General features: G+C 60.0%; 29 protein-coding genes. 14 read left to right on the top strand and 15 right to left on the bottom strand.

The features are described 5' to 3' along the window. The first annotated feature begins 129 nt into the window (after nt 1–129). Genes ACIGEK_RS07640 through ACIGEK_RS07625 form a run of 4 tightly spaced genes read left to right on the top strand, consistent with a single transcriptional unit; the run spans nt 130 to nt 3,466 of the window. Entirely contained in the window at nt 130–1,941 is a 1,812-nt protein-coding gene (locus tag ACIGEK_RS07640; protein ID WP_397492702.1) for a penicillin-binding protein activator, read from the top strand. Continuing rightward, nucleotides 1,938–2,312 carry a YraN family protein gene (locus ACIGEK_RS07635; RefSeq protein WP_397492701.1) on the top strand — a complete coding sequence of 125 codons (375 nt, stop codon included), beginning with the start codon at nt 1,938–1,940 and terminating at the stop codon, nt 2,310–2,312. The genes ACIGEK_RS07640 and ACIGEK_RS07635 overlap by 4 nt, the downstream gene beginning before the upstream one ends. A gap of 30 nt (nt 2,313–2,342) precedes the next feature. After that, a complete protein-coding gene (locus ACIGEK_RS07630; protein WP_397492700.1) occupies nt 2,343–2,936 on the top strand; it encodes a phosphoheptose isomerase in 594 nt (197 codons plus the stop codon). Next, nucleotides 2,933–3,466, top strand: coding sequence for a BON domain-containing protein (locus ACIGEK_RS07625; protein WP_397492699.1), 534 nt, complete (start codon nt 2,933–2,935; stop codon nt 3,464–3,466). Before ACIGEK_RS07630 ends, ACIGEK_RS07625 begins: the two co-directional genes overlap by 4 nt. Nucleotides 3,467–3,522: 56 nt before the next feature. On the opposite strand, the gene ACIGEK_RS07620 is transcribed toward ACIGEK_RS07625, so the two are convergent. The 7 genes from ACIGEK_RS07620 to rplM form a co-directional block, all read right to left on the bottom strand. Continuing rightward, nucleotides 3,523–3,936, bottom strand: coding sequence for a ClpXP protease specificity-enhancing factor (locus ACIGEK_RS07620; protein WP_397492698.1), 414 nt, complete (start codon nt 3,934–3,936; stop codon nt 3,523–3,525). Nucleotides 3,937–3,951: 15 nt separating this feature from the next. Further along, nucleotides 3,952–4,569: a glutathione S-transferase N-terminal domain-containing protein gene (locus tag ACIGEK_RS07615; RefSeq protein WP_397492697.1), complete on the bottom strand. Its 618-nt coding sequence runs from the start codon at nt 4,567–4,569 to the stop codon at nt 3,952–3,954. 89 nt (nt 4,570–4,658) lie between these two features. Beyond that, entirely contained in the window at nt 4,659–5,441 is a 783-nt protein-coding gene (locus tag ACIGEK_RS07610; RefSeq protein ID WP_397492696.1) for a cytochrome c1, read from the bottom strand. Further along, on the bottom strand, nt 5,441–6,652 hold the full coding sequence (locus ACIGEK_RS07605) for a cytochrome bc complex cytochrome b subunit (RefSeq protein WP_397493103.1): 1,212 nt from the start codon (nt 6,650–6,652) through the stop codon (nt 5,441–5,443). Before ACIGEK_RS07605 ends, ACIGEK_RS07610 begins: the two co-directional genes overlap by 1 nt. Next, nucleotides 6,652–7,245, bottom strand: coding sequence for a ubiquinol-cytochrome c reductase iron-sulfur subunit (petA, locus tag ACIGEK_RS07600; protein WP_397492695.1), 594 nt, complete (start codon nt 7,243–7,245; stop codon nt 6,652–6,654). The genes ACIGEK_RS07605 and petA overlap by 1 nt, the downstream gene beginning before the upstream one ends. Nucleotides 7,246–7,501: 256 nt before the next feature. Further along, nucleotides 7,502–7,894 carry a 30S ribosomal protein S9 gene (rpsI, locus tag ACIGEK_RS07595; protein WP_090249150.1) on the bottom strand — a complete coding sequence of 131 codons (393 nt, stop codon included), beginning with the start codon at nt 7,892–7,894 and terminating at the stop codon, nt 7,502–7,504. A 14-nt stretch (nt 7,895–7,908) separates the two neighbouring features. After that, a complete protein-coding gene (gene rplM, locus ACIGEK_RS07590; protein ID WP_090249152.1) occupies nt 7,909–8,337 on the bottom strand; it encodes a 50S ribosomal protein L13 in 429 nt (142 codons plus the stop codon). Between the two features lie 248 nt (nt 8,338–8,585). On the opposite strand from rplM, the gene ACIGEK_RS07585 reads away from it, so the two are divergent. Continuing rightward, nucleotides 8,586–9,623, top strand: coding sequence for an NADP(H)-dependent aldo-keto reductase (locus ACIGEK_RS07585; RefSeq protein ID WP_397492694.1), 1,038 nt, complete (start codon nt 8,586–8,588; stop codon nt 9,621–9,623). 59 nt (nt 9,624–9,682) lie between these two features. On the opposite strand, the gene ACIGEK_RS07580 is transcribed toward ACIGEK_RS07585, so the two are convergent. After that, nucleotides 9,683–10,819: an acyl-CoA dehydrogenase family protein gene (locus ACIGEK_RS07580; protein ID WP_397492693.1), complete on the bottom strand. Its 1,137-nt coding sequence runs from the start codon at nt 10,817–10,819 to the stop codon at nt 9,683–9,685. A 240-nt stretch (nt 10,820–11,059) separates the two neighbouring features. Between ACIGEK_RS07580 and ACIGEK_RS07575 the strand changes: the two genes are divergently transcribed. Both ACIGEK_RS07575 and ACIGEK_RS07570 read left to right on the top strand, forming a co-directional pair. Then, nucleotides 11,060–11,965 (top strand): GlxA family transcriptional regulator, encoded by a 906-nt coding sequence (locus ACIGEK_RS07575; protein ID WP_397493101.1) that lies wholly within the window; start codon nt 11,060–11,062, stop codon nt 11,963–11,965. A gap of 125 nt (nt 11,966–12,090) precedes the next feature. Beyond that, nucleotides 12,091–13,056 carry a hypothetical protein gene (locus ACIGEK_RS07570; RefSeq protein WP_397492692.1) on the top strand — a complete coding sequence of 322 codons (966 nt, stop codon included), beginning with the start codon at nt 12,091–12,093 and terminating at the stop codon, nt 13,054–13,056. A 62-nt stretch (nt 13,057–13,118) separates the two neighbouring features. Here the strand turns inward: ACIGEK_RS07570 and ACIGEK_RS07565 are convergent, their stop codons facing one another. The 3 genes from ACIGEK_RS07565 to ACIGEK_RS07555 all read right to left on the bottom strand — a co-directional run bounded on the left by ACIGEK_RS07565 (nt 13,119) and on the right by ACIGEK_RS07555 (nt 14,510). Further along, the gene (locus ACIGEK_RS07565) at nt 13,119–13,295 is read right to left on the bottom strand and encodes a DUF6435 family protein (RefSeq protein ID WP_397492691.1); all 177 of its coding nucleotides are present in this window, start codon (nt 13,293–13,295) and stop codon (nt 13,119–13,121) included. Nucleotides 13,296–13,400: 105 nt separating this feature from the next. Further along, nucleotides 13,401–14,027 carry a PolC-type DNA polymerase III gene (locus ACIGEK_RS07560; RefSeq protein WP_397492690.1) on the bottom strand — a complete coding sequence of 209 codons (627 nt, stop codon included), beginning with the start codon at nt 14,025–14,027 and terminating at the stop codon, nt 13,401–13,403. Nucleotides 14,028–14,030: 3 nt separating this feature from the next. Further along, nucleotides 14,031–14,510, bottom strand: a complete 480-nt coding sequence (locus ACIGEK_RS07555) for an NYN domain-containing protein (RefSeq protein ID WP_108489414.1) — start codon at nt 14,508–14,510, stop codon at nt 14,031–14,033. 90 nt (nt 14,511–14,600) lie between these two features. Between ACIGEK_RS07555 and ACIGEK_RS07550 the strand changes: the two genes are divergently transcribed. Genes ACIGEK_RS07550 through ACIGEK_RS07540 form a run of 3 tightly spaced genes read left to right on the top strand, consistent with a single transcriptional unit; the run spans nt 14,601 to nt 16,347 of the window. Next, nucleotides 14,601–15,185 (top strand): cysteine hydrolase family protein, encoded by a 585-nt coding sequence (locus ACIGEK_RS07550; protein ID WP_397492689.1) that lies wholly within the window; start codon nt 14,601–14,603, stop codon nt 15,183–15,185. A 33-nt stretch (nt 15,186–15,218) separates the two neighbouring features. After that, a complete protein-coding gene (locus ACIGEK_RS07545) occupies nt 15,219–15,881 on the top strand; it encodes a YciC family protein (RefSeq protein ID WP_397492688.1) in 663 nt (220 codons plus the stop codon). Between the two features lie 31 nt (nt 15,882–15,912). After that, on the top strand, nt 15,913–16,347 hold the full coding sequence (locus tag ACIGEK_RS07540) for a VOC family protein (protein WP_397492687.1): 435 nt from the start codon (nt 15,913–15,915) through the stop codon (nt 16,345–16,347). Between the two features lie 19 nt (nt 16,348–16,366). On the opposite strand, the gene ACIGEK_RS07535 is transcribed toward ACIGEK_RS07540, so the two are convergent. The 3 genes from ACIGEK_RS07535 to ACIGEK_RS07525 are packed head-to-tail and all read right to left on the bottom strand — an operon-like array spanning nt 16,367 to nt 18,233. Beyond that, a complete protein-coding gene (locus ACIGEK_RS07535) occupies nt 16,367–17,113 on the bottom strand; it encodes a substrate-binding periplasmic protein (protein ID WP_397492686.1) in 747 nt (248 codons plus the stop codon). Further along, nucleotides 17,113–17,958, bottom strand: coding sequence for an SDR family oxidoreductase (locus ACIGEK_RS07530; RefSeq protein ID WP_397492685.1), 846 nt, complete (start codon nt 17,956–17,958; stop codon nt 17,113–17,115). The genes ACIGEK_RS07535 and ACIGEK_RS07530 overlap by 1 nt, the downstream gene beginning before the upstream one ends. Nucleotides 17,959–17,993: 35 nt before the next feature. After that, nucleotides 17,994–18,233 (bottom strand): CDGSH iron-sulfur domain-containing protein, encoded by a 240-nt coding sequence (locus ACIGEK_RS07525; RefSeq protein WP_397492684.1) that lies wholly within the window; start codon nt 18,231–18,233, stop codon nt 17,994–17,996. 101 nt (nt 18,234–18,334) lie between these two features. Here ACIGEK_RS07525 and ACIGEK_RS07520 point away from each other — a divergent pair, with 101 nt between their 5' ends. Both ACIGEK_RS07520 and ACIGEK_RS07515 read left to right on the top strand, forming a co-directional pair. Beyond that, nucleotides 18,335–19,426, top strand: a complete 1,092-nt coding sequence (locus ACIGEK_RS07520; RefSeq protein WP_397492683.1) for an endonuclease/exonuclease/phosphatase family protein — start codon at nt 18,335–18,337, stop codon at nt 19,424–19,426. 109 nt (nt 19,427–19,535) lie between these two features. Next, nucleotides 19,536–20,279, top strand: coding sequence for a substrate-binding periplasmic protein (locus ACIGEK_RS07515; RefSeq protein WP_397492682.1), 744 nt, complete (start codon nt 19,536–19,538; stop codon nt 20,277–20,279). 2 nt (nt 20,280–20,281) lie between these two features. Here the strand turns inward: ACIGEK_RS07515 and hrpB are convergent, their stop codons facing one another. Beyond that, a complete protein-coding gene (hrpB, locus tag ACIGEK_RS07510) occupies nt 20,282–22,816 on the bottom strand; it encodes an ATP-dependent helicase HrpB (protein WP_397492681.1) in 2,535 nt (844 codons plus the stop codon). A 167-nt stretch (nt 22,817–22,983) separates the two neighbouring features. Between hrpB and ACIGEK_RS07505 the strand changes: the two genes are divergently transcribed. Together ACIGEK_RS07505 and ACIGEK_RS07500 are read left to right on the top strand one after the other, a co-directional pair. Next, nucleotides 22,984–23,403 (top strand): polyribonucleotide nucleotidyltransferase, encoded by a 420-nt coding sequence (locus ACIGEK_RS07505; RefSeq protein WP_397492680.1) that lies wholly within the window; start codon nt 22,984–22,986, stop codon nt 23,401–23,403. Between the two features lie 114 nt (nt 23,404–23,517). Beyond that, nucleotides 23,518–24,384, top strand: coding sequence for a cation diffusion facilitator family transporter (locus tag ACIGEK_RS07500; RefSeq protein ID WP_397493100.1), 867 nt, complete (start codon nt 23,518–23,520; stop codon nt 24,382–24,384). Nucleotides 24,385–24,488 lie beyond the last annotated feature (104 nt).

Below are 24,488 nucleotides of genomic sequence, written 5' to 3'. Positions count from 1 at the left end.
TCACAGCACAGGCCTCTCAAAATCAGCAAAGCGCGCATTGTAGCCCGTTTCCAACCTTCGACATCGCGTCACCCGGCGGGCTTGGGTACAATTCGACGCTCAATTTGATCAAGTATCAGGAACGCTTACATGATCGCCTGCCTGCGCCCCCTTTTTATCCTTTGCCTTGCCGGCCTGCTCGCCGCTTGCGCAAGCCAGTCCTCCTCGACTCTGGGCGAGCTGCCGCGCACGCCACAAGCCAGCATCGAACAACTGCTGCAGCAAGCAGCCGAAAGCCCGACCGAACAAGCCGCAGCGCTGCGCCTCTCAGCGACTGACCTGGCCTATAAGCAGAAGGATTTGGCTCGCGCCAGCAGCATTCTTGAGCAGGTGCAGCTGGAAAGCCTGAAGCCGGCCCAGCAGATCTACGCCAGCACCCTGCGCGCCGAACTGGAGATGAGCCGCAACAAACCCAAGGCCGCTCTGCGCGCCCTCAGCCACCCGAGCATGGAACGCCTCGGCGAGCTACCAGTTGAACAGCAGGTACGCAGCCAGCTAGTGCGCGCTAACGCCCTGCAAGCCGCCGGGCAAACCCTAGCTGCCGCCCGCGAACGCGCGTACATCGCCCCACTGCTCAGCAGTGCTAGCGCCTCGCAAAACCATGAAGCCATCTGGACGCTGGTTTCCAGCCTGCCCGCGAGCGAACTGCAAGCCAGTGGCGATGCCGATCTCGACGGTTGGCTGGCGTTAGCCCGCGCCTCCAAGAGCGCCGGCACTCTGGAACAGCAGCAACGCGCTATCGATGCCTGGGTTGTGGCCAACCCGCAGCACCCTGCCGCACAACAACTGCCACAAGCGCTGGTCGAGCTTAAGAAGCTTTCCAGCCAACCGCTGACTGAGGTTGCCCTGCTACTGCCACAGGATGGCCAGCTGGCCAGCGTGGCCCGCGCCCTGCGTGATGGCTTCCTGGCCGCCCACTATCAGGCACAACAAGCCGGGCAGAACCCGCCGAACATTCAGATTTTCGATAGCTCGCGCATCGGCTCCATGGACGCTTTCTACACCCAGGCCCAAGCCAGTGGCGTGCAGCTAGTGATCGGCCCCCTGGAGAAGAACCTGGTCAGTCAGTTAAGCAGCCACGAACAGCTGCCCATCACCACGCTGGCCCTGAACTACAGCGAAGGCAGCCAGGAAGGCCCAGCACAGCTGTTCCAGTTCGGCCTCGCAGCCGAGGACGAAGCCCGCGAAGTCGCTCGTCGGGCTTGGGCCGACGGCATGCGTCGCGCAGTAGCGCTGGTGCCCAACGGTGAATGGGGCGACCGCGTACTTGCTGCGTTCCGCCAGAGCTGGCAAGCCCAGGGCGGCACCTTGATCGCCGCAGAGCATGTTGATCAGCCGGTCGAACTGGCACGGCAGATTGCCGATCTGTTCCAACTGCGCGAGAGCGAAGCCCGCAGCAAACGCCTGCAAAACACTCTGGGCAGCTCGGTTGCCGCCGCTCCGTCGCGCCGCCGTGATGTCGACTTTATCTTCCTCGCCGCCACCCCGCAGCAGGCCCAGCAGATCAAACCGACCTTGGCCTTCCAGTACGCGGGCGATGTACCCGTTTATGCCACTTCGCACCTGTTTACCGGCATCTACAACCAGGCGCAGTACATCGACCTAAATGGCATCATGTTCTGCGAAACCCCCTGGCTGCTAAACGTAAACGATCCGCTGCGCCAGCAAGCCAGCACACAATGGCCGCAAGCCGGAGGCAGTCTCGGCCGCCTCTACGCCATGGGTGCAGATGCCTTCCAACTAGCACCGCGCCTGAACCAGTTCAAAGCCCTGCCCGACACCCGCCTGCAAGGCTTGTCGGGCAATCTGAGCATGAACCCAGGCCAGCGCTTCGAGCGGCAACTGCCTTGGGCCGAGTTCCGTGACGGCCAGGTCCAGCCGCTGCCCGACAGCATCAATTGAGCGAGCGCATTAGCACGCAACAACGTGGAGATGCTGCCGAAGCCCTGGCACGGCAGCATCTCGAAAAGCACGGCCTACGCCTGCTGGCACAGAACTGGCGCTGCCGCCTCGGCGAGCTCGATCTGGTCATGCTCGACGCCGATACAGTAGTATTCGTAGAAGTTCGCTATCGGCGCTATAGCGCCTGGGGCGGCGCTGCAGAGAGCGTGGACGCACGCAAACGTGAGAAACTTAGCCGCGCCGCTCAGCACTTCCTGCAACAAGAATCACGCTGGGCCAAGTACCCATGCCGTTTTGATGTGATTGCCATAAACGCCGACAGCCAAGCCCCCGCGCAACTGGACTGGATTCAAAACGCCTTTGATACCTGAACAGAAGCCACACTGAAGGTTATATCCCTAATGGACATGCAAGCCCGTATTCGCCATCTGTTCCAAGACAGCATTGAAACCAAGCAGCAGGCCATGGAAGTGCTCATCCCCTTTATCGAGCAAGGCAGCCAGGCCATGGTTCAGGCACTGCTCAGCGAAGGCAAGATCCTCACCTGCGGCAATGGCGGCTCAGCCGGCGACGCCCAGCACTTCTCCTCCGAGCTGCTCAACCGCTTCGAGCGCGAGCGCCCGAGCCTGCCGGCCATCGCCCTGACCACCGACAGCTCGACCATTACTTCGATTGCCAACGACTACAGCTACAACGAGATCTTCTCCAAACAGATTCGCGCGCTCGGTCAGCCCGGCGACGTGCTGCTGGCTATTTCCACCAGCGGCAACTCGGCCAATGTGATCCAAGCCATCCAGGCGGCCCACGACCGCGAGATGACCGTGGTTGCCCTTACCGGCCGCGATGGCGGCGGCATGGCCTCACTGCTGCTGCCGGAAGACGTAGAAATCCGCGTACCCTCGAAAGTCACTGCACGCATCCAGGAAGTCCACCTACTGGCCATCCACTGCCTGTGCGACCTGATCGATAGCCAACTGTTTGGGAGTGAAGAATGACCCGTTCACCACTGATCCTTGCCGCTCTGGCACTGACCCTCGCCCTAACCGGTTGCGGCAACCGCAGTGTCGGCAACAAGATCGACGACCAGTTCATTGCCCCCGAGGTCAGCTCCAGCGTGGCCCGCGCACATATCGACCTGACCAGCCCGACATCACACATCGTCGTCACCAGCTACAACGGCGTGGTACTGCTTGCTGGACAAACCCCGCGCAACGACCTCAAAGCCATGGCTGAACAGGCTGCGCGCAAGGTCAACAACGTCAGCAAGGTGCACAACGAACTGCAGGTCCTGCAGCCCACCTCGCTGCTGGTGCGCAGCAATGACTCACTACTGACCAGCCGCATCAAAACCCAGATGCTCGCCGACAGCAGCGTGCCTGGCACGCGCATCAAGGTAGTTACCGAGAACGGCATCGTTTTCATGCTTGGCCTGGTCTCGCAAGCCGAGGCCACCCACGCTACCAATCTGGCGCAAAGCGTGTCCGGCGTGCAGAAAGTGGTGAAACTGTTCCAGTACACCAACTGATCGAATGATCAAACGCAGTAAATAAAAAGGCGATCCTAGGATCGCCTTTTTTATGTTTACTTGACCACTTTCAGACTGGGCCGACCGCTGGGACGCGGCGGCTCATCATCCGGAGGACTCTGCTCATCCGGCTCTTCGATCTCGCCACCATCGAGCATCGGCGACTCCGCCTCAAACACCATGCCCTGGCCATTCTCCCGCGCGTAGATCGCCAGCACGGCAGCCGCGGGGATATACAGGCTTTGCGGCACACCCGCAAAACGCCCTTCGAAGCTCACCGCCTCGTTATCCATATGCAGATGACGAACCGCAGTAGGCGAGACATTCAGCACGATCTGCCCATCACTGGCAAACCCGGCAGGCACCTGTACACCGTTAAACTCGGCGTCGACCAGCAGGTGCGGGGTGCAGTCGTTGTCCACGATCCACTCATAAAGTGCACGAACCAGATAAGGACGACTCGACTTCATCACTACCTCCTCGGGTTAACGCATATCACGTTCGACAGGCGACAGACTGGTCTGGAACGCTTCACGAGCAAACTGACGCTCCATGTAGTCCAGCAGCGGCTTGGCCGGTTTTGGCAACTCTATCCCCAGAATCGGCAAACGCCAAAGAATCGGCAGCAGGCAACAGTCCACCAGGCTCAATTCCTCACTGAGGAAATATGCCTTGTCGGCAAATAGCGGTGATACGCCCGTCAGGCTCTCACGCAGCTCCTTGCGCGCCAGGGCACGTGCCGGCTCTTTACTACGCGAGTCTAGAATCAGGTCCACCTGCGCGCACCAGTCACGCTGAATGCGATGAATCAGCAAACGGCTATTGGCACGGGCTACCGGATACACCGGCAATAACGGCGGATGCGGGTAACGCTCATCCAGGTATTCCATCACTACAGTCGACTCATACAGAGCCAAATCGCGATCCACCAGGGTCGGCAGGCTGGCGTAGGGGTTGACCTCCAGCAGCCTGGCCGGATAACGGCCCTTTTCGACACTGATGATTTCGGCGCTGACACCCTTCTCGGCGAGCACAATACGTACGCGGTGGGAATAGTGGTCGGCGGGGTCGGAGTAACAGGCCAACCGATTGGTCACGCCCATGGCGGTCCTCCTCGCTTATAAAGTTATGTGAAGCAGAAAGACCTGCGCGCCCAAAGGGGCGCGCAGGTCAACAGCGGAGATGCAAAGAATTAATGCACATCCTTCCAGTATTCGCGCTTGAGCAGATAGGCGAACACGAAGAAGAAGGCAAGATACAGCAGAACGTAGGTACCGATACGCTGACTTTGCAATTTGACTGGATTGGCCGAGTAGGCGAGGAAGGTGACCAGGTTTTTGATCTTCTCATCGAACTCTTCAGCATTCAGCTGGCCAGTCTTAGGCTCAACCACCAACTGATCGCAAGCCTCATGAGTAATCGGCGTACCGGTCAATGGATCGAACAGCTTCTTGCCGTCCTCAACCACTTGCACCTGCTTACAACCCATGTACTGACGCCCCTGCAGGCCGACCAACACGTTCGGCATGCCCACGTTCGGGAACACCATATTGTTGGCACCCAGCGGACGCGCGGTATCTTCATAGAAGGTACGCAGGTAGGTGTATAGCCAGTCATTACCACGCACACGAGCAACCAGAGTCAGGTCAGGCGGAGCTGCACCGAACCAAGCCTTGGCATCAGATGGCTGCATGCCGATCTTCATGTGGTCGCCGATCTTGGCGTCATTAAAAACCAGATTATTCAGCATAACCTCATGCGGAATACCCAAGTCATTTGCTACGCGCTCGTAACGCTGGAACTTGGCGCTATGGCAGCCCATGCAATAGTTAGCAAAGGTACGCGCACCATCCTGCATAGCGGCTTTATCGGTCAGATCAATATCGACCTTATCTAGCGGGTGCTCAAGAGCACCAGCGGCAAAGCCAAGACCTGGCAGGAGCGCAATAATCAGTGCTGCAAAATGCTTTTTCATCAGCCCGTCACCCTTTCCGGAACCGGTTTGGTTTTTTCCATCCTGGTGTAGAACGGCATCAGGATGAAATACGCGAAGTACAGGAAGGTACACACCTGCGACAACAGCGTACGACCCGGAGTCGGAGCCAGAACCCCGAGAACACCAAGAATCACGAAAGACACGCAGAACACCAGCAGCCAGATCTTGCTCATCCAGCCTTTGTAACGCATCGATTTAACCGGGCTACGGTCCAACCATGGCAACACAAACAACACGGCGATAGCCGCACCCATGGCAATTACACCCAGCAACTTGTCCGGCACCGCACGCAAAATCGCGTAGAACGGAGTGAAGTACCAAACAGGGGCAATGTGCGCTGGCGTCTTGAACGAGTTAGCGACTTCGAAGTTTGGCTTCTCGAGGAAATAACCACCCATTTCCGGGAAGAAGAAGATAACGAAGCAGAAGATAAACAGGAACACCACAACACCAACAATGTCTTTCACCGTGTAGTACGGGTGGAAAGCAATGCCGTCGAGCGGGATACCGTTCTCATCTTTCTTTTTCTTGATATCAACGCCATCAGGGTTGTTCGAACCAACTTCGTGCAGCGCCAGGATGTGCAGCACTACCAGACCGAGAATCACGATCGGCAGGGCAACCACGTGCAGGGCGAAGAAGCGGTTCAGGGTAATACCCGAAATCAGGTAGTCACCACGAATCCACTGAGTCAGATCCGCACCGATCACCGGAATGGCACCGAACAGCGAAATGATTACCTGGGCACCCCAGTACGACATCTGGCCCCATGGCAGCAGGTAGCCCATAAAGGCTTCAGCCATCAGCATCAGATAGATTAGCATGCCGAAGATCCACACCAGCTCACGCGGCTTCTGATAAGAGCCATAGAGCAGACCGCGGAACATATGCAGGTAGACCACCACGAAGAACGCCGAAGCACCAGTGGAGTGCATGTAGCGCAGAATCCAGCCGTACTCCACATCACGCATGATGTACTCGACCGAGGCAAACGCCTCTTCGGCCGACGGGGTGTAGCTCATCGTCAGCCAGACACCGGTAACGATCTGGTTAACTAAAACCAGCAGCGCCAGGGAGCCGAAGAAATAGAAGAAGTTGAAGTTCTTTGGTGCGTAGTACTTGGAGAGATGGTCTTCCCACATCTTGGTCGCAGGGAAGCGTGCATCGACCCATTCCATGAATTTACTCATCATGCTTGCTCCTGATCCACACCGATGATGATCACATCATCCGTCTCGTACGTGTGCGGCGGCACTGGCAGGTTCAAGGGTGCGGGCTGGGACTTGTACACGCGACCTGCGAGGTCATAACGCGAGCCGTGGCACGGGCAGAAATAACCACCCACCCACTCTGCACCCAAATCAGCAGGCGCAACTTCGGGACGGAAGGAAGGCGCGCAACCCAGGTGAGTGCACAACCCTACCAGCAACAACACTTCCGGCTTGATCGAACGGGTTTTCGGATCGACATAGCTTGGCTGTACAGAAGCCTTGGAGTCGAAATCTGCGAGCTGGCCTTCGATTTTCACCAGGTTACCGAGAATCTCCTCAGTACGGCGCACGATAAACACCGGCTGCCCCCGCCACTCAGCAACCATCTGCTGGCCCGGCTCAATTTTGCTGACGTTCACCTTTACAGGTGCTCCGGCAGCTTTAGCCTTGGCGCTTGGGAACCAGGACCCTACGAACGGGACCGCGGCACCCACCGCTCCTGCAGCGCCCACCACAGAGGTGGCCGCTACCAGAAAGCGACGCCGGCCTGCATTCACGCCGTCATTGCTCATTCAGTCGTCTCCCATCAGCTTTATGGCCTGTTGGTCAGGCCTATACTAGGTAAAAATCGAGTCGCGCAAAAAATTTGCCAAATGGTAAAGAAAAGCCCCTCTACTGACAAGGTAATTACCCAGACAGAGCGGACGCAACCCCTTACAAATCAGGGCATCCACGGATGCGGCATGATGCCGCAGAGCAAATAATCGCCCACAAAAAACGCCCAGCTCCGAAAGGAAACTGGGCGTTTCTGGGAACGCAGGTAGCGAATTAACGCTTGGAGTACTGCGGACGCTTACGCGCTTTACGCAGACCAACCTTCTTACGTTCAACTTCACGGGCATCGCGAGTCACGAAGCCAGCTTTACGCAGCGCAGGACGCAGAGCTTCGTCGTAGTCCATCAGGGCGCGGGTGATGCCGTGGCGGATTGCGCCAGCCTGACCACTTACGCCGCCACCGATAACGGTAACGAAGATATCGAACTTCTCGGTCATCTCAACCAGTTCCAGCGGCTGACGAACTACCATGCGGGCAGTTTCGCGACCGAAGAAACCGTCAAGAGTACGGTTGTTGATGGAGATCTTGCCAGTACCAGCACGCAGGAAAACGCGAGCGGTTGCAGTCTTGCGACGGCCAGTGCCGTAATTTTGAGTCGCCGACATAATGAACTATTCCGTTAAAACTTCAGTTCTTGGGGCTGCTGAGCAGTGTGGGGGTGAGCAGCGCCCGCATACACTTTCAGCTTACGATACATGTCGCGACCCAGCGGGTTCTTCGGCAGCATGCCTTTAACCGCGGTCTCGATCACGCGCTCAGGGGCTTTAGCGATCAGCTTTTCGAAGTTGATCGACTTAATGCCGCCCGGGAAACCGGAGTGGGAGTAGTACATCTTGTCAGTGGTCTTGGCACCGGTAACGCGAATCTGCTCAGCGTTGATGATGACGATGTAGTCGCCGGTATCAACGTGCGGAGTGTATTCAGGCTTGTGCTTGCCACGCAGACGGCTTGCAACTTCGGTAGCCAGACGACCCAGGGTCTGACCTGCAGCGTCGACGACAAACCAGTCGCGCTTAACTGTTTCCGGTTTAGCAGTAAAAGTTTTCATTCTTTATAGCCTCAGGGGCCGCCCTGATAAATAAGACGGCGGATCTTACTGAATAGTGCGTACTTTGACAAGGTCAAAGGCAGCCGAAAACAGGCGCTATCGGGGGCTCGGGTCAGCGCGACCGTAATACGGCAAGATTCTTCGGCAGGCGGCGCATCACTTCCACTGCAGAAAGAGGTGCGCAATTATGCAGATTGCGCTGAGAATATCAACACGATTATGCCAACCGGTATCTTAAGGAGCCTGCAATGGATTACCGCCAACTTGGCCGCACCGACCTAAAGGTCAGCAGCCTGTGCCTCGGCACTATGACCTGGGGCGAACAGAACAGCGCCAGCGAGGGCATTGCCCAGATCGAACGCGCCAAGGTTTATGGGGTGAACTTCATAGACACTGCCGAGATGTACCCAGTCCCGCCGCGCGCCGAGACCTACAGCAAGACCGAGCAGATCATCGGCGACTACTTCAAACAGCGCGGTGATCGCGCTGACTGGGTATTGGCGAGCAAGATCGCCGGCCCCGGCAATGGCATAGGTTATATCCGCGACGGTCAGCTCAAGCACAACCGCGCACACATCGTTGCCGCACTGGATGCCAGCCTCAAACGCTTGCAGACCGACTGGATCGACCTGTATCAGCTGCACTGGCCGGAACGCCCGACCAACTACTTCGGCCAACTTGGCTACCGCCACCAAGACAACGACTTCACACCTATAGAAGAAACCCTGGAGGCCCTCGATGAGCAGGTCAAAGCCGGCAAGATCCGCCATATTGGTCTGTCTAACGAAACGCCGTGGGGCACGATGAAGTTCCTGCAGCTGGCCGAACAACGCGGCTGGCCGCGCAGCGTTTCCATCCAGAACCCTTACAACCTGCTCAACCGTAGCTTCGAAGTAGGCCTGGCGGAAATTGCCATCCGCGAACAATGCGGCCTACTGGCGTACTCGCCCCTGGCCTTCGGCATGCTCAGCGGCAAGTACGAGGGCGGCGCACGCCCTGCCGATGCCCGGATCAGCTTGTTCAGCCGCTTTACCCGCTACACCAACCCGGAATCGGAAAGCGCCTGCACACGCTATGTCGCCCTGGCGCACGAGCATTGCCTGGACCCAGCGCAGATGGCGCTAGCCTTTGTCACCGCGCAACCGTTCGTCACCAGCAACATCATCGGCGCGACCAACTTGGAGCAGCTGGACAGCAATTTGGCCAGTAGCGAGCTGAAACTCTCCGCCGAGGTACTGGCTGGTATCGAAGCGATTCACAAAGCCCAACCCAACCCAGCGCCCTGACCGTTACAGCGGCACAAAAAAGCCCGGCAATTGCCGGGCTTGTTTTATTCCGCAAATGATTACAGCGAACGGGCGATGATTTCTTTCATGATCTCGTTGGTACCCGCATAAATGCGCTGCACACGCGCATCGGCCCAGGCGCGCGCCACCGGGTATTCCCACATATAGCCGTAGCCGCCGTGCAGCTGCACGCACTCATCCAGCACCTTGCACTGCAAGTCGGTGCCCCAGTACTTGAGCATCGCCGCGGTCGGCACATCCAGCTTGCCCTGCAGGTGCAGCTCCAGGCAGCGATCGACAAACACCCGACCGATTTGAATTTCCGTGGCCATTTCCGCCAGTTTGAAACGGGTGTTCTGGAAGTCGCCAATCGCCTTGCCGAACGCCTTGCGCTCGCGGGTGTACTCTAGCGTCCACTGCAGCGCAGCCTCGGCAGAAGACAGCGCGCCAATACCGACAGTCAGACGCTCCTGCGGCAGCTCCTGCATCAGATAGGCGAAGCCCATGCCTGCCTGGCCCAGCAAGTTTTCCTTGGGTACGCGCACGTCCTGGAAGAACAGCTCGGAGGTGTCCTGGGCCTTCATGCCTACTTTCTCCAGGCGCTTGCCTTTGGAGAAACCCGGCGTATTGGCTTCGACGAGAAACAGGCTGGTGCCCTTAGCGCCCGCTTTCGGGTCAGTCTTGGCCACCACGATCACCAGGTCAGCGAGAAAGCCGTTGGTGATAAAGGTCTTCGAGCCGTTGATCACGTATTCATCACCATCCAGCACGGCAGTGGTTTTTACGCCCTGCAGGTCGGAACCGGCGCCCGGTTCGGTCATGGCGATAGCGGTGACCATCTCGCCGCTCACCAGCTTGGGCAAGTAATGCTGTTTCTGCGCTTCGCTGCCGTAATGCAGGATGTAAGGCGCAACGATATCCGAGTGCAGGGAGAAACCGATGCCGGTCAGGCCCAGACGACCCACTTCCTCGATCACCACGGTGCTATAGAGGAAATCCGCAGCCATGCCGCCGTATTCTTCCGGGATATGCGAACAGAGCATGCCGGCCTCCCCCGCCTTATTCCACAGCGCGCGATCGATATGCCCATCCTTCTCCCACTGGTGATGGAAAGGCACGGCTTCCTGCTCAAGAAACTTGCGCACGCTGTCGCGAAACTGCTCGTGTTCGGAGCTGAAAATCGTTCTGGGGATCATGGCAACACCTGCTTGATAGAGCGGTTTTAAAGTGGCCTCGACTTTAGCCAAGCAAACGCTTGGTTACACTGGACACAAGCGCCAAAAAATAAGACGATCCAGCCAGCTCATGACCACTTAGCCTTAATAAGAACAATATCTATGCCTATTCAGTCACCAGCGCCGCTGCACCGCGTCAGCATTCTTGCCACCGAAGGCGTGTTCGCCTCAACGCTGATGCAGGCCAAGGATTTCTTCCATATGGCCAGCCTGCGCTACGGCAAACAGCAGGGCTTAGGCCTGACGCCAACCTTCGAAATTCACCTGGTTAGCCCCGACGGCCAGCCGGTGCGCAGCTTCAGCGATGTATTGATCCCAGTCGACGGCGCCCTGGAAGATGCCGACGTGATCATCCTGCCCGCGTTCTGGGATGACTTCGACGCCCTGTGCCAGCGCCACCCACAAGTGCTCAGTTGGCTGAAACAGCGTCACGCCGCCGGCAGCGCGATCTGCGGCGAAGCCACTGGAGTGTTCTGGATGGCCCAGGCCGGCCTGCTTGATGGCAAGGAGGCGACCACCTACTGGCGCTTCTTCAGCGAGTTTGCCGAACGCTTTCCCAAGGTGCTGCTCAATCAGGAAAAGCACCTATCCGATGCCGACAACCTGTATTGCGCGGGCGGTGTCACTTCGGCCTGCGACCTTTATATCTACCTGATCGAACGCTACTGCGGTGCCAGCGTGGCCCAGGGAGTGGCCCGCGACATCCTCTATGAAGTGCAGCGCAACTACGCACCCGGCCGCATCGGCTTTGGCGGGCAGAAGCTGCACCACGACATGACCATCCTGCAGATCCAGCAATGGCTGGAAGATCACTTTGCCGACAAGTTCCGCTTCGAGGATGTCGCCCGCGAACACGGCATGAGCATCCGCAACTTTATGCGCCGCTTCCAGACCGCCACCGGTGACAAGCCGCTGCACTACCTGCAACGTCTGCGTATCGAAACCGCCAAGGGGCTACTCAGCGCCACCCGCAAAAGCATCAAGACCATCAGCTACGAAGTCGGTTACGACGATGCCAGCTTTTTCGCCCGTTTGTTCCGTCAGCACACGGAACTGTCACCCAACCAGTACCGCCGGCAGTTCCAGCACAAGGACAACCATGCTTAAGGTCGGCAGTGGCGCGCCCCAGGCGAACTGAAAACCTGTGCAACTCATCCTTGGATGGGTGGGACACAGGTGGCAGCGCTCTATGATCGGCGTATTCCAACTACAACAACAATCAGGTCATCGCCATGCGCCGCACCCTTATTGCCTTACTTGCCGCCTGCAGTTTCAGCGCTGTCGCCGCTGACAACTGGAAACCTTTCCCTTACGACCAAAGCGCCTACGACTACTCGGGCGACAAGCTACGCCAAGCCTGGCCGCAACTGACCCGCGGCTTTGGCGCCGACTACCCGTTCCCTGACGCCGACTGGGTGGTGACCATGGCCACCAGCCATCCCCAGGCACTGGAAAAAACCGTGCTCGCTAATACAGGTTTTACCGGCAAGCCGGAGGAAGCCGAAGCCTACGCAGCAAAACTGCAGGACGTCTGGCGGTTGATGTTCCGCGGCGATTTCGCCGAAGCGAAGCAACAGGGCCTGGCCCTGGGCGTTGGCGGACAGGTTCCGGCGATGTTTGCCCAGGTGGTCTACGCCATGTTTCTGGTGCCAGACCAGACCGAGAAGCACAAGTTGCTAGAAGAAGTGATCAGCTACACCGACCAGGCCGGCGAACTGGTACAGGCCGACACCGTGGCCCAATTCGGCCGGGTGTACGCCAAGGCACGCCTCGGAGAAGAACTGTCAGTGCCGGTGGTGCTCAAGCGCGGCTACACCTCGCAGATCCCTGAAGAGCTGAAAGCCCTGTTGGCCAAGCATCCTCAACAGCCGTTCGCCCTGGCGCTATACGGCGGCTATGAGGCTGGAGTGATCCGCAAGGTCGGCAAGCTGGTCGGGCGCATGACCTACGGGGTCAGTGCCGACAATATGGAGACGTACTTCAGTCGTAGCTTCAAAGCCCAGGACAATCTGCCCATCGGCCACTACGAATACGCCAACGCCCTGACCTATGTATACGGCGACGACGAACAGGCCAAGGCCCTGCAGCACCTCAAGCGGGCCGTGGCGATCAAACCGATCAACGCCATGGAAGCCCTGGAAGTGGCCCACGCGCAGAAAATGCTCGCCCAGTACGAGCAGAAGCTGGCGCACAACTGAACGCACGCAAAAATGCAAAAGGCTGCCTAATGGCAGCCTTTTTTATATCCCCGCAAACCTCTTCAGGGCTTGTCGCGCTCCAGCGGCTCAAGCTGGGCCCACAGCGCCTGCGCCTCTTCGCTCAGCGTGGCATAGCTGCGGATATCGCCATTGCGTTGAGCGAGCATGGCCTCTTCCAGCTTGGCACTGTATTGCTTACGCAACTTTTTTGCGGGATCGCTTTTAAACAAACCGAACATGCTGTGTGCCTCTGTCGACAAAGAGCCCCGGATAGGTGCACGCCCAGCTTAATTCAGACACGCACCATACTTGCGACACAGATGTAACAAGCTGATAAAGCGCCTTCAACCGAAGGCGTGATCGCGGATCTTCTGCAACGCCAGCGACATCTTCGCCGCAGGCACCCGCTGCAGGTTGCACAGCAGCTCATGGGAAATATCAGCGATGCCATGGCGCTCACGCAGTAGCGCCGCCATAAAGCAGGTCAGGTTGGCCGCCATCTCCGCATCGGCCAAGGCGCGGTGCGCCTTACCAGTGTCCGGCAACCCTGCCCAACGATTGAGATTGCCCAGTTTATGACTGGGTGCCATCGGTAAGAGGCGGCGTGACAGCAGCAGCGAACAGGCAAACGGCTGCACGCGACGACGGCGGATCAGCGCCAGCTCAGCATCCCAGAACTTCTGGTCGAAGCTGGCGTTATGCGCCAGCAGCGGACGGTCGCCGACAAACTCCGCCACTTCCTGCATCACCTGCGCAGCCGGCGGTGCGGTGCGCAGCATGGCGTTGCTGATACCGGTGAGTTGCTCAATAAACGGCGGCACCCAGGCACCGCTGTTCATCAGACTCTGGTAGCGGGCGACGATCTGCCCGCCCTCGACAATCACTACGCCGATCTCGGTCGCGCGGGCCTGCTGGGCCGGCGACATACCGGTGGTTTCAAAATCGAGTACGGCAATGGAATCGGCAAGCATCAATCAATTTCTCAACAGCAGTGCGCCGTCGATCGGCACGTAGCGGCTGGCCGCACGCACCAGCGATTGCGCGGTCAGCCCCGGCACGCCATAGGCCACCGCTTCGACGCCATAACTGCCGCGGATCTTGTCCAGCAGCAGGTCGAAGTCACCGTCACCAGAGGCCAGCACCACCTCATCGACACGCGGCGCGGCATCCATGATGTCGATGGTGATACCGACATCCCAATCGCCCTTGGCCGAGCCATCGCTGCGCTGGATAAAGGGTTTGAGTTTTACGGTGAAACCGAGGTTGCGCAGGATCTGCTGAAACTGCTGCTGCTTCTGATCACCGCGATCAATAGCGTAGGCATAGGCTTCGACAATCTGCCCATGCTGGCTGATGTCAGCCCACAACGCGGCGTAGTTGAAATGACAACCATAGGCCTGGCGCACGGTGTAGTAGAGGTTCTGTACATCGGCGAATACGGCGATCTTCTTCACCGGTAATCCTCATCATGCGGCTGACGGGCAGAAAGCCCTCAGGTTAAAGTCAGCGCGCAGTATGCCAGCCCACAGCCAAGGACGGTCGAAATGCATCCACACCCGAACGAGACACCCGCACTGCTGATCATCGATATGCAGCAAGGCATCCAGCGCGTCAGCACGCCGCGCAACAACCCTGGTGCAGAAGCCTGCATCGCTCAGCTTCTGGAATACTGGCGCAGTGCGGGCCTGCCGCTGGTGCATATCCGCCATATTTCCCGTCAGGCCGACTCGGTGTTTGCACCTGGGCAAAGTGGTACGTTATTCCAGCCCGCACTGGCGCCACGGGCTACCGAGCAGGTCTTCGAAAAGAACGTGACCGACGCCTTTACCCACAGCGGCCTCGAGCGCTGGCTACATGCCCGCAACATTCGTCGCGTGGTGATTGTCGGGGTAGCCAGTGAGAATTCGGTCGAAGCCACCGCACGCAGCGCCAGCAATCTGGGCTTTATCACGCAAGTGGTGGCGGATGCTTGCTACACCTTCGACAAAACTGACTATCACGGGCAACTGCGCAGTGCCGATGAGGTGCATGCCATGGCCATGGCTAACTTGCGCGATGAATATGCCGAGGTGTTAAGCAGCACAGTTCTGCTTGGTACGTTACTGGGTACGGCAACTGGGATCAGCTAGAGTGCGAGCCTGAATTCGAGTAAGACCTACCCAATGAATATGCTCTCCGTATTGCGTGACTCCTGGTATTTCTTCAGCCACAACCTGACGGCGATTGCCCGCCTGTGCCTGCCGCTGATTGTGCTCGAAGGCTTGCTGCTGCAGCAGGTCACCAGCATGGTGGCCGCCGAATCCGCCACCCTCTGGCGCCTGCTCGCCGGCTTGCTGTTCTACCCGTTGTACAGCGCCGCGCTGATCCTGTTTCTCGATGCACGCAGCCAAGGTCTGCAGCCGCGCGCTCGCGACCTGCTGGCCGCCAGCCTGCGGCTGTGGCCAAGCTTTGCCCTATTGGCGGGCCTCAATACCCTGGCGATTCTGCTCGGCGCATCGCTATTCGTTCTGCCGGGAATCTGGCTGATGGTCAAACTGGCGTTTGCCGAATACCTGCTGGTGTTGCGCGGTCTGAGCCCGATGAAGGCGCTGCACGAGAGCTTCCAACTGAGCAGCGGTTACTTTTGGCCCATGCTCGGTTGCACCCTGATTGTGATGCTGCCGCTGTGGCTGCTCGACGGTTGGAGTCAATCCAGCGAAGCCTTCACTGATAACGCCCTGGCCAGTTTGCTGCTGGACTGCGCAAGCCGCTTTTTACAACTATTCTCAAGCGTAGTGCTGTTTCGTCTATTTATGCTGCGCAGCGCCCAGCCCGAAGTCGAGTGAACGCCAGCGACACCCCAAGGAGGACAGGCCCATGGCTGACGCCAACCCCAGCATCCTTTCGCATATCTCCATCGGCACCAATCAGTTCGACAAGGCCACGGCCTTCTACGACCAGGTCCTCGCTACCCTCGGCTGCAAACGCGTACTCGCCCACCCTGGCGCAGTCGCCTATGGCCGCGAATACCCGGAGTTCTGGGTACAAACGCCGATCAACGGCAAGCCGGCGAGTATTGGCAATGGCAGTCACTTTGGCTTTGTTGCATCGAACAGGGCGGCGGTACATGACTTCTATCATGCTGCCCTGGAAGCCGGCGCTAGCGATGAAGGCGCCCCTGGACCACGCGCTGAATATGGCGAGCCCTACTACGGCTGCTTTGTCCGCGACCTCGACGGGCACAAGATCGAAGCGGCGTTCTGGGATTTGGAAATGGTCTACGAGGTGTATATCGAGCCGCACGAGCATTGATGCCTAAAGGCGCTTGAGCTCAAGGCGCAGCGGACTGATAGCGCTGCGCTGCCTTGGCGATCCAACCCTCGGCCTGCATCTGCGCCAGGGCCTGATTCACTTTTTGGTACTGCACCTGCAAGCCGCGCTGGCGGGAGAATCCGATGTACAAATCGGTACGCGCCTCGGGCTGAAACGCGGCCTTGGCGATACGGCCATTCCAGCGCGCGTCGCGTAATTCATAGTCGACCTGGCAATCGGTACCAATCACCGTTTGCAGGCGGCCGCGCACCAGCATTTCCAGCAGCTGGCTCTCCGTGTTGACCGCGGTTTTGCGCAGCTGCTGATCCGAATCAAACGGCTCGAAGTACGCCGACTCCAGCACATGACCAATGGTCAGACTGGCCAACTGGCTATAGCTCTGCAGCGCCTTGGCCTGCGCGGGGGTCGCATAGAAACGCGGCGCACAGGCGTAATAGGGCTGCGGCAGATAATCGATATAACCTTCCCGCTCGGGGGTTTTCGCCAGGCCGGTCATCAAATCGGCTTTGCCACTCTGCAGCGCCGCCAGACCACGCGCCCAAGGCGCACGCTGCACCTCGAAGCGCAGCCCGGTGCGCTGACTGAGCTGATCGAGTAAGTCGATATCCAGGCCGCTCAGCGCGCCATCGCCCGTCTGCATACGAAAAGGCGGCCAGATATCAGTCATGACCAACAGCGCGGGCGGCTCCTCGGCCTGCAGCGGCACGCCGAGCAACAGCAGCAGGCCCAGCCATGCACGATGCATCAGAAGCGCCCTGCACGCTGCGGCTTCAAGCCGGATAGGCGCGGTAGCAGCACCCGCTCAAACAGCCGTGGGAAGAACCGCGCCAGCACGCGCGCGCGCCAGTCAACATTCGACAGCACCAGCAGCCGACGGCGTTTCAACGCGCCGTGGTAAATCGCCTCGGCGACGTCCTGCGGCGAAGCGACTTTGCCCATAGCCAACGGCGGTTGCGCGGCCACCGAACCATCGCCAACCAGGGCATTCTTGCGCAGGTCGGTGGCGGTAAAACCGGGGCACACCAGCATCACATTGACCCCGGAGCCTTTCAGCTCATAACGCAAGGTTTCAAACAGACCATGCAGGGCATGTTTGCTGGAGTTGTAGGCGCTGCGGTAAAGCAGCGGGGCGAAGCCTGACAGCGAGCTGAGCACAATAATCTGTCCACTGCGGGCGATCAGGCTGGGCAGTGCGGCCTTGGTGCAGTGCAGTGCGCCAAAATAGTTGACCGCCATAATCCGCTGAAATACCGCCAGCTCGGTGTCGGCAAAACTACTGCGATGGGTAATCCCAGCATTGTTGACCAACACATCAATGCCACCGAAACGCTCGACGGTCAGCGCCATCGCCCGCTCCACCGCCGCAGCATCGGCGACATCGCAGAGCACGCCAAGGGCCTCGGCGTTGTGATGGTCGGCCAGGTGCTGCACCAGGCTGTCGAGCGCCTGCTGCTGCAGATCAAAGATCACCAGGCGCGCGCCCGCCTGCGCCAAACGCATGGCCAGCGCCCGGCCGATGCCGGCACAGCCGCCCGTAATCACCACAACCTTGCGGTCGAATACCTTGTTGGCGAACACCTTGCGGTACATAACCTGTCCCCGACCCAGTTACTACAAAGCCGTTACTACAACCTGTTATGGCTGCCATCGCAACAAGGCGACGTCTGCGTGTGCTTGCAGCCACAAAAGTACAGAGTAGCGTCCTCGTCCGCGTGGTATTTCAGCGGGGTAAAATCGCTACCTTTATGCTTACCGTCGCAGAACGGCTGCGCAGCGCTGCGCCCGCAGCGGCACCAGAAGTAATCGCTGCCGGCCGTGACCGCAACCGCATAGGGGCTGCGCTGGGCAATCGTTGGGCTATTCATATGACCTCCTGAGGCACCCGAGCAAGGCGCTGCAGAATCGGCAGCGCCACGCATCTCCGGTATGCTTCCTCAGCATAGTTCACCCGCCGGCGACCCTGTTTATGCCCCTGCCCCGACTTCTGCGCCTCTGCTTGCTCAGCCTGGCCAGCCTGTTCTGCGTGCTGGCCGCGCTGATCTACAGCCTGACCTGGCACCCGGCCGCCCGCGAAGCCGCCCCGGTGAGTTGCCAGACCAATGCGCCGCAACTGCAACCGGGTCAGGCCTTGAAAGTGATGACCTGGAACATTCAATACCTGGCCGGCAAACGCTATGTGTTCTGGTACGACCTGGCGGACGGCAACGGCCCCGACCAACGCCCCAGCGCAGAAGACCTGGCGTTTACCCTGGATGAAGTGGTGCGCATTCTGCGGGACGAGCAGCCCGATATCGTTCTGCTGCAGGAGCTGCACAACGGCGCCAAAGCCACGGACTACCAGAACCAGCTGGCGCTGCTGCACGAGCGCCTGAGCGACCTCTACCCGTGCAGTAGCCAGGCCTATTACTGGAGGGCCGCATTTGTGCCGCACCCGCAGATTCTCGGCAGCGTCGGCATGCAGCTGGGCACCCTCAGTCGCTTCCAGATATCCCGCGCCGAACGCCTGCAGCTGCCGCTGATGCCCGCCGACCCGGTCAGTCGCCAGTTCAACCTTAAGCGTGCCCTGCTGGTCAGCCATCTGCCGGTACGTGGCGGCGGCGATCTGGTCGCCATCAATACCCACCTGGATGCCTTCGCCCAGGGCAATGACACCATGCAGCGTCAGGTGGCCATGACCAGAAGCCTGCTTGATCAGCTCCAGGCCGACGGCACGCCCTGGGTTATCGGCGGAGACTTCAACCTGCTGCCGCCTGGCCAATACCAGCGCCTGCCCGAGAACCAGCGCAGCTGGTACAGCCCGGATAGTGAGCTGCAACAACTGGCCGAGCGCTACCCGATGGTGCCGAGCCTGGAGCAAGCCAACGGCATCGACCAGGCGCGCTGGTACACCCATTACCCCAACGACCCGACAGTGCCCGGCCCGGATCGCACACTCGACTACCTGTTCCACAGCCCACAGCTGACGCTACTCGACAGCCAGGTACGCCAGCACGACAGCCTAGGGATTTCCGACCATCTGCCGGTGCTCGCCCGCCTATTGCTGCCGACGCTGGACTAAGCTTTTTCAGCAAGCCACTGGACAAAGTTGCTGGCAGTTAGCCATTCTCGCCAAATGTGACACTTTTATAACGAAAAGACGGCAGATAGCCGCAGTACGTACCCATTTGATGCCACGATTTCTCTGCCTTGCACTGGCTGCAGCCCTGTACTGCAGCTCCAGCCTCGCTGCTCTCACCGATGATTCACGACCATTGGTGCAGATCGGTTATTACGAATTCCCACCGTATTCCTACACCGACAGTCGGGGCCGCCCCAAAGGCGCCATCCTGCAGCTGAGCAAGCGCCTGCTGGAACACGCCGGCTATCGCGCCAAGCTGCGCTCCTACCCCAGCGCGCGTCTGTACAACGCCTTACAGGATGGCAGCGTACAAGTCTGGCCTGGCGCACCGGGCAAAATCGAACTGCGCGAGCACACCCTGGAAACGCACACCAAACTGGGCGAGATCGTGCTCAACCTGTATTTTCGCCGCGACACCCTGATGCCGCGTCTACCCGACGACCTCAAGGGCCGTGGAGTGATCATGATCAGCGGCTACACCTACTGGCAGCCGGTCAACACAATGCTCAACGACCCGCAGCTGGCTGTTGAGCAACACCGCACCGGCACCCACACCGCCGCATTGGAAATGCTCCAGCGCCGTCGCGGCGATTTCCTCCTCGACTATCAGACCCCGGTGGAGCAGGCGCGCAAACGCTTGGGCATGTCCGAGTTGCCGTATGTGGAACTGCAGCGCATCCCGCTGAAGTTGATCGTATCCAGTAAAGCGCCCGGCGCCGAAGCCCTGCGTGATGCATTGGATCGGGCCTATGCCGAGCTACAGGCGGCTGGCGAAGATCTACACCTGCCCTGAACCTACTTGCGCGGCTTAGCACGCGCGGTAGGCTCGGCGATAAGCGGATCATCCGGCCAATAATGCTTGGGGTACCTCCCCTTTAGGTCTTTCTTTACTTCGGCGTAGGTACTGCGCCAGAAGTTGGCCAAATCCTGAGTAACCTGCACCGGCCGCCGCGCTGGCGACAGCAGGTGCAGCTTGACCACCTGACGACCGCCGGCAATGCGCGGCGTATCGGCCAAGCCGAACAACTCCTGCAAGCGCACCGCCAACACCGGCGGCTGTTCGCTGTAATCCAGACTGATGCGCGAACCGGACGGCACCTGCACGCTGCGCGGCGCCAGTTCATCCAAACGCTGCGGCAGCGGCCAGGGCAGCAGGTTGAGCAGCAGGCTGGGTAAATCCAGGTTGGCGAAATGACTGAGCCGGGTGATGTTATCCAGATAGGGCTGCAGCCAGGCTTCCAGGGTCGTCAGCAAGGCATCGTCACTGACATCCGGCCACTCGCTGGCATCTTTGCTGGCCAGGTCCAGCGTGCGCAGCAACGCCACCCGCGCCTGCCACTGGCGTAACTCCGGCGTCCAGGGCAGCAGCGCCAGGCCCTTACGCCGCACCAGGCCGAGCATGGCGCGACTGCGCTGTTGCGCATCCAGCCCAGTCAGCGCCTCACGCGACAACACCAGCTCACCGACCTTGCGCTGGCGTTCTGCGCGCAGAGCGCCTTCGCGCTCATCCCAATCCAGTACTTCCAAGTTGCTGACCTGCTCGGCCAGCACGCCCTCAAACAACTGCGGCTCCAACTCGGCGGCCAGGTAGATGCGCTCTTCGCGCTGGCCCTGGCGGCTGCCTAGGTCAGCCACCACCAGCCAGCTGTGCTTCATCAGCCCATCAACCTCGGCAAATAGCGCCGCCCTGCCGTTGGCCAGGCGATATTCAGCGCCCCCGGCACGGCGCTGCTGGGCGATACGGTCCGGGTAGGCAAACGCCAGCAAGGCGCCCAGCCAGCGCGGATGTTCGGGATCACTGACGGCCTGCGCACTGGGTCGGCGCTTGAGATAACCCTGAAACTGCCGGGCCAGTTGCCGGGCACGTTGCACCCCGCCCTGGCTGCCGCGCGCGCCGCGTGACTCACCCGCCAGCAGGGCCAACCGGCTGTGCAGATCAGCCCCCGAGCCACGCAGAATATCGCGTTCGCCGAGCAAGGCTGCCAGATCGCAAGCGAGTGCACCCAAGCCCAGCTCCTGACCACGCAGCAGTAGGTGGGCGATACGCGGATGAGTCGGCAGTTCGGCCATGGCCTGGCCGTGAGCGGTCAATTTGCCCTGAGCATCCACCGCGCCCAGTCGCGCCAGCAGCTCCAAAGCCTGGGCATAGGCGGCTGCCGGCGGCGGATCGAGCCAAACCAGCTCGGCCGGCTGCACGCCCCAACGCACCAACTGCAGGGCCAGACCGGCGAGATCGGCCTGGAGCATTTCCGCCGTGCCGTAGGCCGCCAATTGCTCATGCTGCGCCTGCGACCACAGACGATAGCAGACGCCCGGCTGCAAGCGCCCGGCACGACCGCTGCGCTGGGTGGCAGAAGCACGTGAGATACGCTGGGTATCCAGACGGGTCATGCCGCTATTCGGGTCAAAACGCGGCACCCGCGCCAGGCCGGCATCAATCACCACACGCACGCCATCGATGGTCAGGCTGGTTTCGGCGATATTGGTCGCCAGCACCACCTTGCGCAGGCCCGGCGGTGCGGGTTCGATTGCGGCGCGCTGGGCGCTGAGGTCCAGTTCGCCATGCAGCGGGCAGAGCAGAATGTCGCGACGCCCGGCCAGGGATTCGGCCAGCTGTTCATTGACTCGGCGAATCTCCGCCTGCCCCGGCAGAAACACCAGCAGGCTGCCCGACTCATCAGCCAGCGCCTGCAACAGGCACTGCAGCACTTTCGGCTCAAGCCACTCGCCCGTCTGCCAGGGCGCGCCCCAGCGGATATCCACCGGAAACATTCGGCCTTCGCTGCGCAGCACCGGCGCATCGCCGAGCAGCCCCGCCAGCCGCTCGCCTTCCAGGGTCGCTGACATCAGCAACACCTTCAGCGGCAGCTCGCCGGAGTCCGCGCCACGGAACATCGCACGGCCATTCAGGCACAACGCCAAAGCCAGATCAGCGTCCAAACTGCGCTCGTGAAATTCGTCAAAGATGACCACGCCAACGCCTTCCAGCGCCGGGTCGTCCTGCAGCCGCCGAGCCAGGATGCCTTCGGTGACCACTTCGATACGGGTACGCGGTCCGACCTTGCTGTCCAGGCGAATACGATAGCCAACGGTTTCCCCCACCGCCTCGCCCAACTCGCTGGCCAGTCGCTCGGCCGCCGCTCTCGCCGCCAGGCGCCGTGGCTCGAGCATGATGATGCTCTGCCCGGCCAGCCAGGGCTGCGTTAGCAACGCCAGTGGCACCCGCGTGGTTTTGCCAGCACCGGGAGGCGCTTCCAGCACCGCTTCATCACGCAGAGCAAGGGCCTGGCACAGCTCAGGCAGCAGCACATCGATTGGCAGGGAATTCATGCGGGCTCCATTCAAGGCGCACGATTATAACGGCGAACCTGTAGGGTATTGGTGCTGTCTCAGTTATAGCCATCGCCGCGTACGAAATGCAGCTGTGGCGTCTGATGCAGCGGCATTGCAATACAGGCATTGGTATAGTTGCGCCACTTTTTCCATGGAGATGTTCAATGCGCACCCAAACCCGCGTTATCGGTGGCCTTATCGTCGCCGCGCTGCTCACTCAACTGACCGCCTGCGGCACCTTGTTCTTCCCGGATCGCCGCGGCCAGATCGAAGGCCGCATCGACCCCATGGTGGCCGGCCTCAACGCTATCGGCATCCTTTTCTATGTGATTCCGGGACTGATCGCCTTTGGTATCGACTTCGCCACCGGCGCGATCTACCTGCCCGGCGGTTTGACCTCGCAGGTTGACCCACAAGAGCTGCAGAATGTGGTGGATGCTGACGGCAATATCGACGCAGCCAAGCTCAAGGCGCTGATCGAAGTGCAGACGGGCCACAGCCTGCCACTGGATGACCCGCGTCTGATTCAGCACAGCGGCAGTGTCGAGCAGCTGGCGGCCTATGGCCTGCGCCCAGCAGCCTAGTAACTTGCCGACGATCAGCTGCGCGTCGGCCCTGCTGCGTTAAAAGCAGGCTCCGCCCTTTTACAGGCACCTTCTGGATAACCCGTGAACATACTGCCGCAACACGCCCGTTTGATGCGCCTGGCGACCTTCGCCGCGCTGGCGGCTGCCCTCACTCTGGCGCTGGCTAAAGCCATCGCCTGGTGGCTCAGCGGTTCGGTCAGCCTGCTGGCGGGGCTGACCGACTCGCTGCTCGATGGCGCCGCCTCGCTGCTCAATCTGATCGCCGTGCACTATGCTCTGCGCCCGGCCGATGAGGATCACCGCTACGGTCATGGCAAGGCAGAAGCCCTGGCAGGACTGGGCCAGGCGCTATTTATCGGTGCCAGCGCGCTACTGGTGGGCAGCCACGCCATCGACCGCTTGCTCAACCCCGAGCCAATTGGCGCACCGGCCCTGGGCATCGCAGTGATGCTACTGTCGCTGGCGGTAACCATCGCACTGCTGCTGTTCCAGGGCTATGTGGTGCGGCTGACCGGCTCCACGGCGATTCGCGCCGACTCGCTGCACTACCGTTCGGACTTACTGCTTAACAGCAGCATCCTCGTGGCGTTGCTGCTGGCCAGTTATGGCTGGCCACAACTGGACGCGATCTTCGGCATCGGCATTGCGCTGTATATCTTCTGGAGCGCCATCACTATCGTCCGCGAAGCCGCTACCATGCTGATGGACAAGGAGCTCGACCCGCAGATCAGCACGCAGATGTACAGCCTGGCCTGCGCCGTACCAGGCGTGCTGGGTGTGCATGACTTGCGCACACGGCTGTCCGGTACTCACTGGTTCGTGCAGCTACACGTGGAACTGCCGGGTGAGCTAAGCCTGCAGCAGGCGCACAGTCTGTGTGATCAGGTTGAAGCGGCGATCCGCAGCGAGTTCCCCCGCGCCGAAGTACTGGTGCATGCCGACCCCAGCAACGTGGTGAAACCGGCGACGGCCTCGTAAAAGCAACTAGCAGGCAACAAAAAACTGCCTGGAGCAATTTTGACGTCGTGCTGCGAAGGTCCGCCAAGGATGGCGGACACAAAAAAGGGGAAGGCCTGCAGGCC

Origin of the sequence: Pseudomonas sp. NPDC079086, assembly GCF_044542155.1 — a bacterium.
In the GTDB taxonomy this organism is placed as follows: domain Bacteria; phylum Pseudomonadota; class Gammaproteobacteria; order Pseudomonadales; family Pseudomonadaceae; genus Aquipseudomonas.
The sequence above is the reverse complement of the archived record's forward strand: the minus strand, read 5'-3'. Positions and strand labels throughout refer to the sequence as shown.

Excerpts from the sequence above, each read along its gene's own strand:
- ACIGEK_RS07500 (WP_397493100.1), top strand. The coding sequence starts at position 23,518 with ATGCGCCTGGCGACCTTCGCCGCGCTGGCGGCTGCCCTCACTCTGGCG.
- ACIGEK_RS07535 (WP_397492686.1), bottom strand. The coding sequence starts at position 17,113 with ATGCATCGTGCATGGCTGGGCCTGCTGCTGTTGCTCGGCGTGCCGCTG.
- ACIGEK_RS07610 (WP_397492696.1), bottom strand. The coding sequence starts at position 5,441 with ATGAAAAAGCATTTTGCAGCACTGATTATTGCGCTCCTGCCAGGTCTT.
- ACIGEK_RS07520 (WP_397492683.1), top strand. The coding sequence starts at position 18,335 with ATGCCCCTGCCCCGACTTCTGCGCCTCTGCTTGCTCAGCCTGGCCAGC.
- ACIGEK_RS07575 (WP_397493101.1), top strand. The coding sequence starts at position 11,060 with ATGGCCAGCCTGCGCTACGGCAAACAGCAGGGCTTAGGCCTGACGCCA.
- rpsI (WP_090249150.1), bottom strand. The coding sequence starts at position 7,894 with ATGTCGGCGACTCAAAATTACGGCACTGGCCGTCGCAAGACTGCAACC.
- ACIGEK_RS07545 (WP_397492688.1), top strand. The coding sequence starts at position 15,219 with ATGAATATGCTCTCCGTATTGCGTGACTCCTGGTATTTCTTCAGCCAC.
- ACIGEK_RS07615 (WP_397492697.1), bottom strand. The coding sequence starts at position 4,569 with ATGGGCGTGACCAATCGGTTGGCCTGTTACTCCGACCCCGCCGACCAC.
- ACIGEK_RS07560 (WP_397492690.1), bottom strand. The coding sequence starts at position 14,027 with ATGCTTGCCGATTCCATTGCCGTACTCGATTTTGAAACCACCGGTATG.
- rplM (WP_090249152.1), bottom strand. The coding sequence starts at position 8,337 with ATGAAAACTTTTACTGCTAAACCGGAAACAGTTAAGCGCGACTGGTTT.
- ACIGEK_RS07640 (WP_397492702.1), top strand. The coding sequence starts at position 130 with ATGATCGCCTGCCTGCGCCCCCTTTTTATCCTTTGCCTTGCCGGCCTG.
- ACIGEK_RS07630 (WP_397492700.1), top strand. The coding sequence starts at position 2,343 with ATGGACATGCAAGCCCGTATTCGCCATCTGTTCCAAGACAGCATTGAA.
- ACIGEK_RS07580 (WP_397492693.1), bottom strand. The coding sequence starts at position 10,819 with ATGATCCCCAGAACGATTTTCAGCTCCGAACACGAGCAGTTTCGCGAC.
- hrpB (WP_397492681.1), bottom strand. The coding sequence starts at position 22,816 with ATGAATTCCCTGCCAATCGATGTGCTGCTGCCTGAGCTGTGCCAGGCC.
- ACIGEK_RS07515 (WP_397492682.1), top strand. The coding sequence starts at position 19,536 with ATGCCACGATTTCTCTGCCTTGCACTGGCTGCAGCCCTGTACTGCAGC.
- ACIGEK_RS07620 (WP_397492698.1), bottom strand. The coding sequence starts at position 3,936 with ATGAAGTCGAGTCGTCCTTATCTGGTTCGTGCACTTTATGAGTGGATC.
- ACIGEK_RS07585 (WP_397492694.1), top strand. The coding sequence starts at position 8,586 with ATGGATTACCGCCAACTTGGCCGCACCGACCTAAAGGTCAGCAGCCTG.
- ACIGEK_RS07505 (WP_397492680.1), top strand. The coding sequence starts at position 22,984 with ATGCGCACCCAAACCCGCGTTATCGGTGGCCTTATCGTCGCCGCGCTG.
- ACIGEK_RS07605 (WP_397493103.1), bottom strand. The coding sequence starts at position 6,652 with ATGAGTAAATTCATGGAATGGGTCGATGCACGCTTCCCTGCGACCAAG.
- ACIGEK_RS07530 (WP_397492685.1), bottom strand. The coding sequence starts at position 17,958 with ATGTACCGCAAGGTGTTCGCCAACAAGGTATTCGACCGCAAGGTTGTG.
- ACIGEK_RS07550 (WP_397492689.1), top strand. The coding sequence starts at position 14,601 with ATGCATCCACACCCGAACGAGACACCCGCACTGCTGATCATCGATATG.
- ACIGEK_RS07565 (WP_397492691.1), bottom strand. The coding sequence starts at position 13,295 with ATGTTCGGTTTGTTTAAAAGCGATCCCGCAAAAAAGTTGCGTAAGCAA.
- petA (WP_397492695.1), bottom strand. The coding sequence starts at position 7,245 with ATGAGCAATGACGGCGTGAATGCAGGCCGGCGTCGCTTTCTGGTAGCG.
- ACIGEK_RS07570 (WP_397492692.1), top strand. The coding sequence starts at position 12,091 with ATGCGCCGCACCCTTATTGCCTTACTTGCCGCCTGCAGTTTCAGCGCT.
- ACIGEK_RS07625 (WP_397492699.1), top strand. The coding sequence starts at position 2,933 with ATGACCCGTTCACCACTGATCCTTGCCGCTCTGGCACTGACCCTCGCC.
- ACIGEK_RS07540 (WP_397492687.1), top strand. The coding sequence starts at position 15,913 with ATGGCTGACGCCAACCCCAGCATCCTTTCGCATATCTCCATCGGCACC.
- ACIGEK_RS07525 (WP_397492684.1), bottom strand. The coding sequence starts at position 18,233 with ATGAATAGCCCAACGATTGCCCAGCGCAGCCCCTATGCGGTTGCGGTC.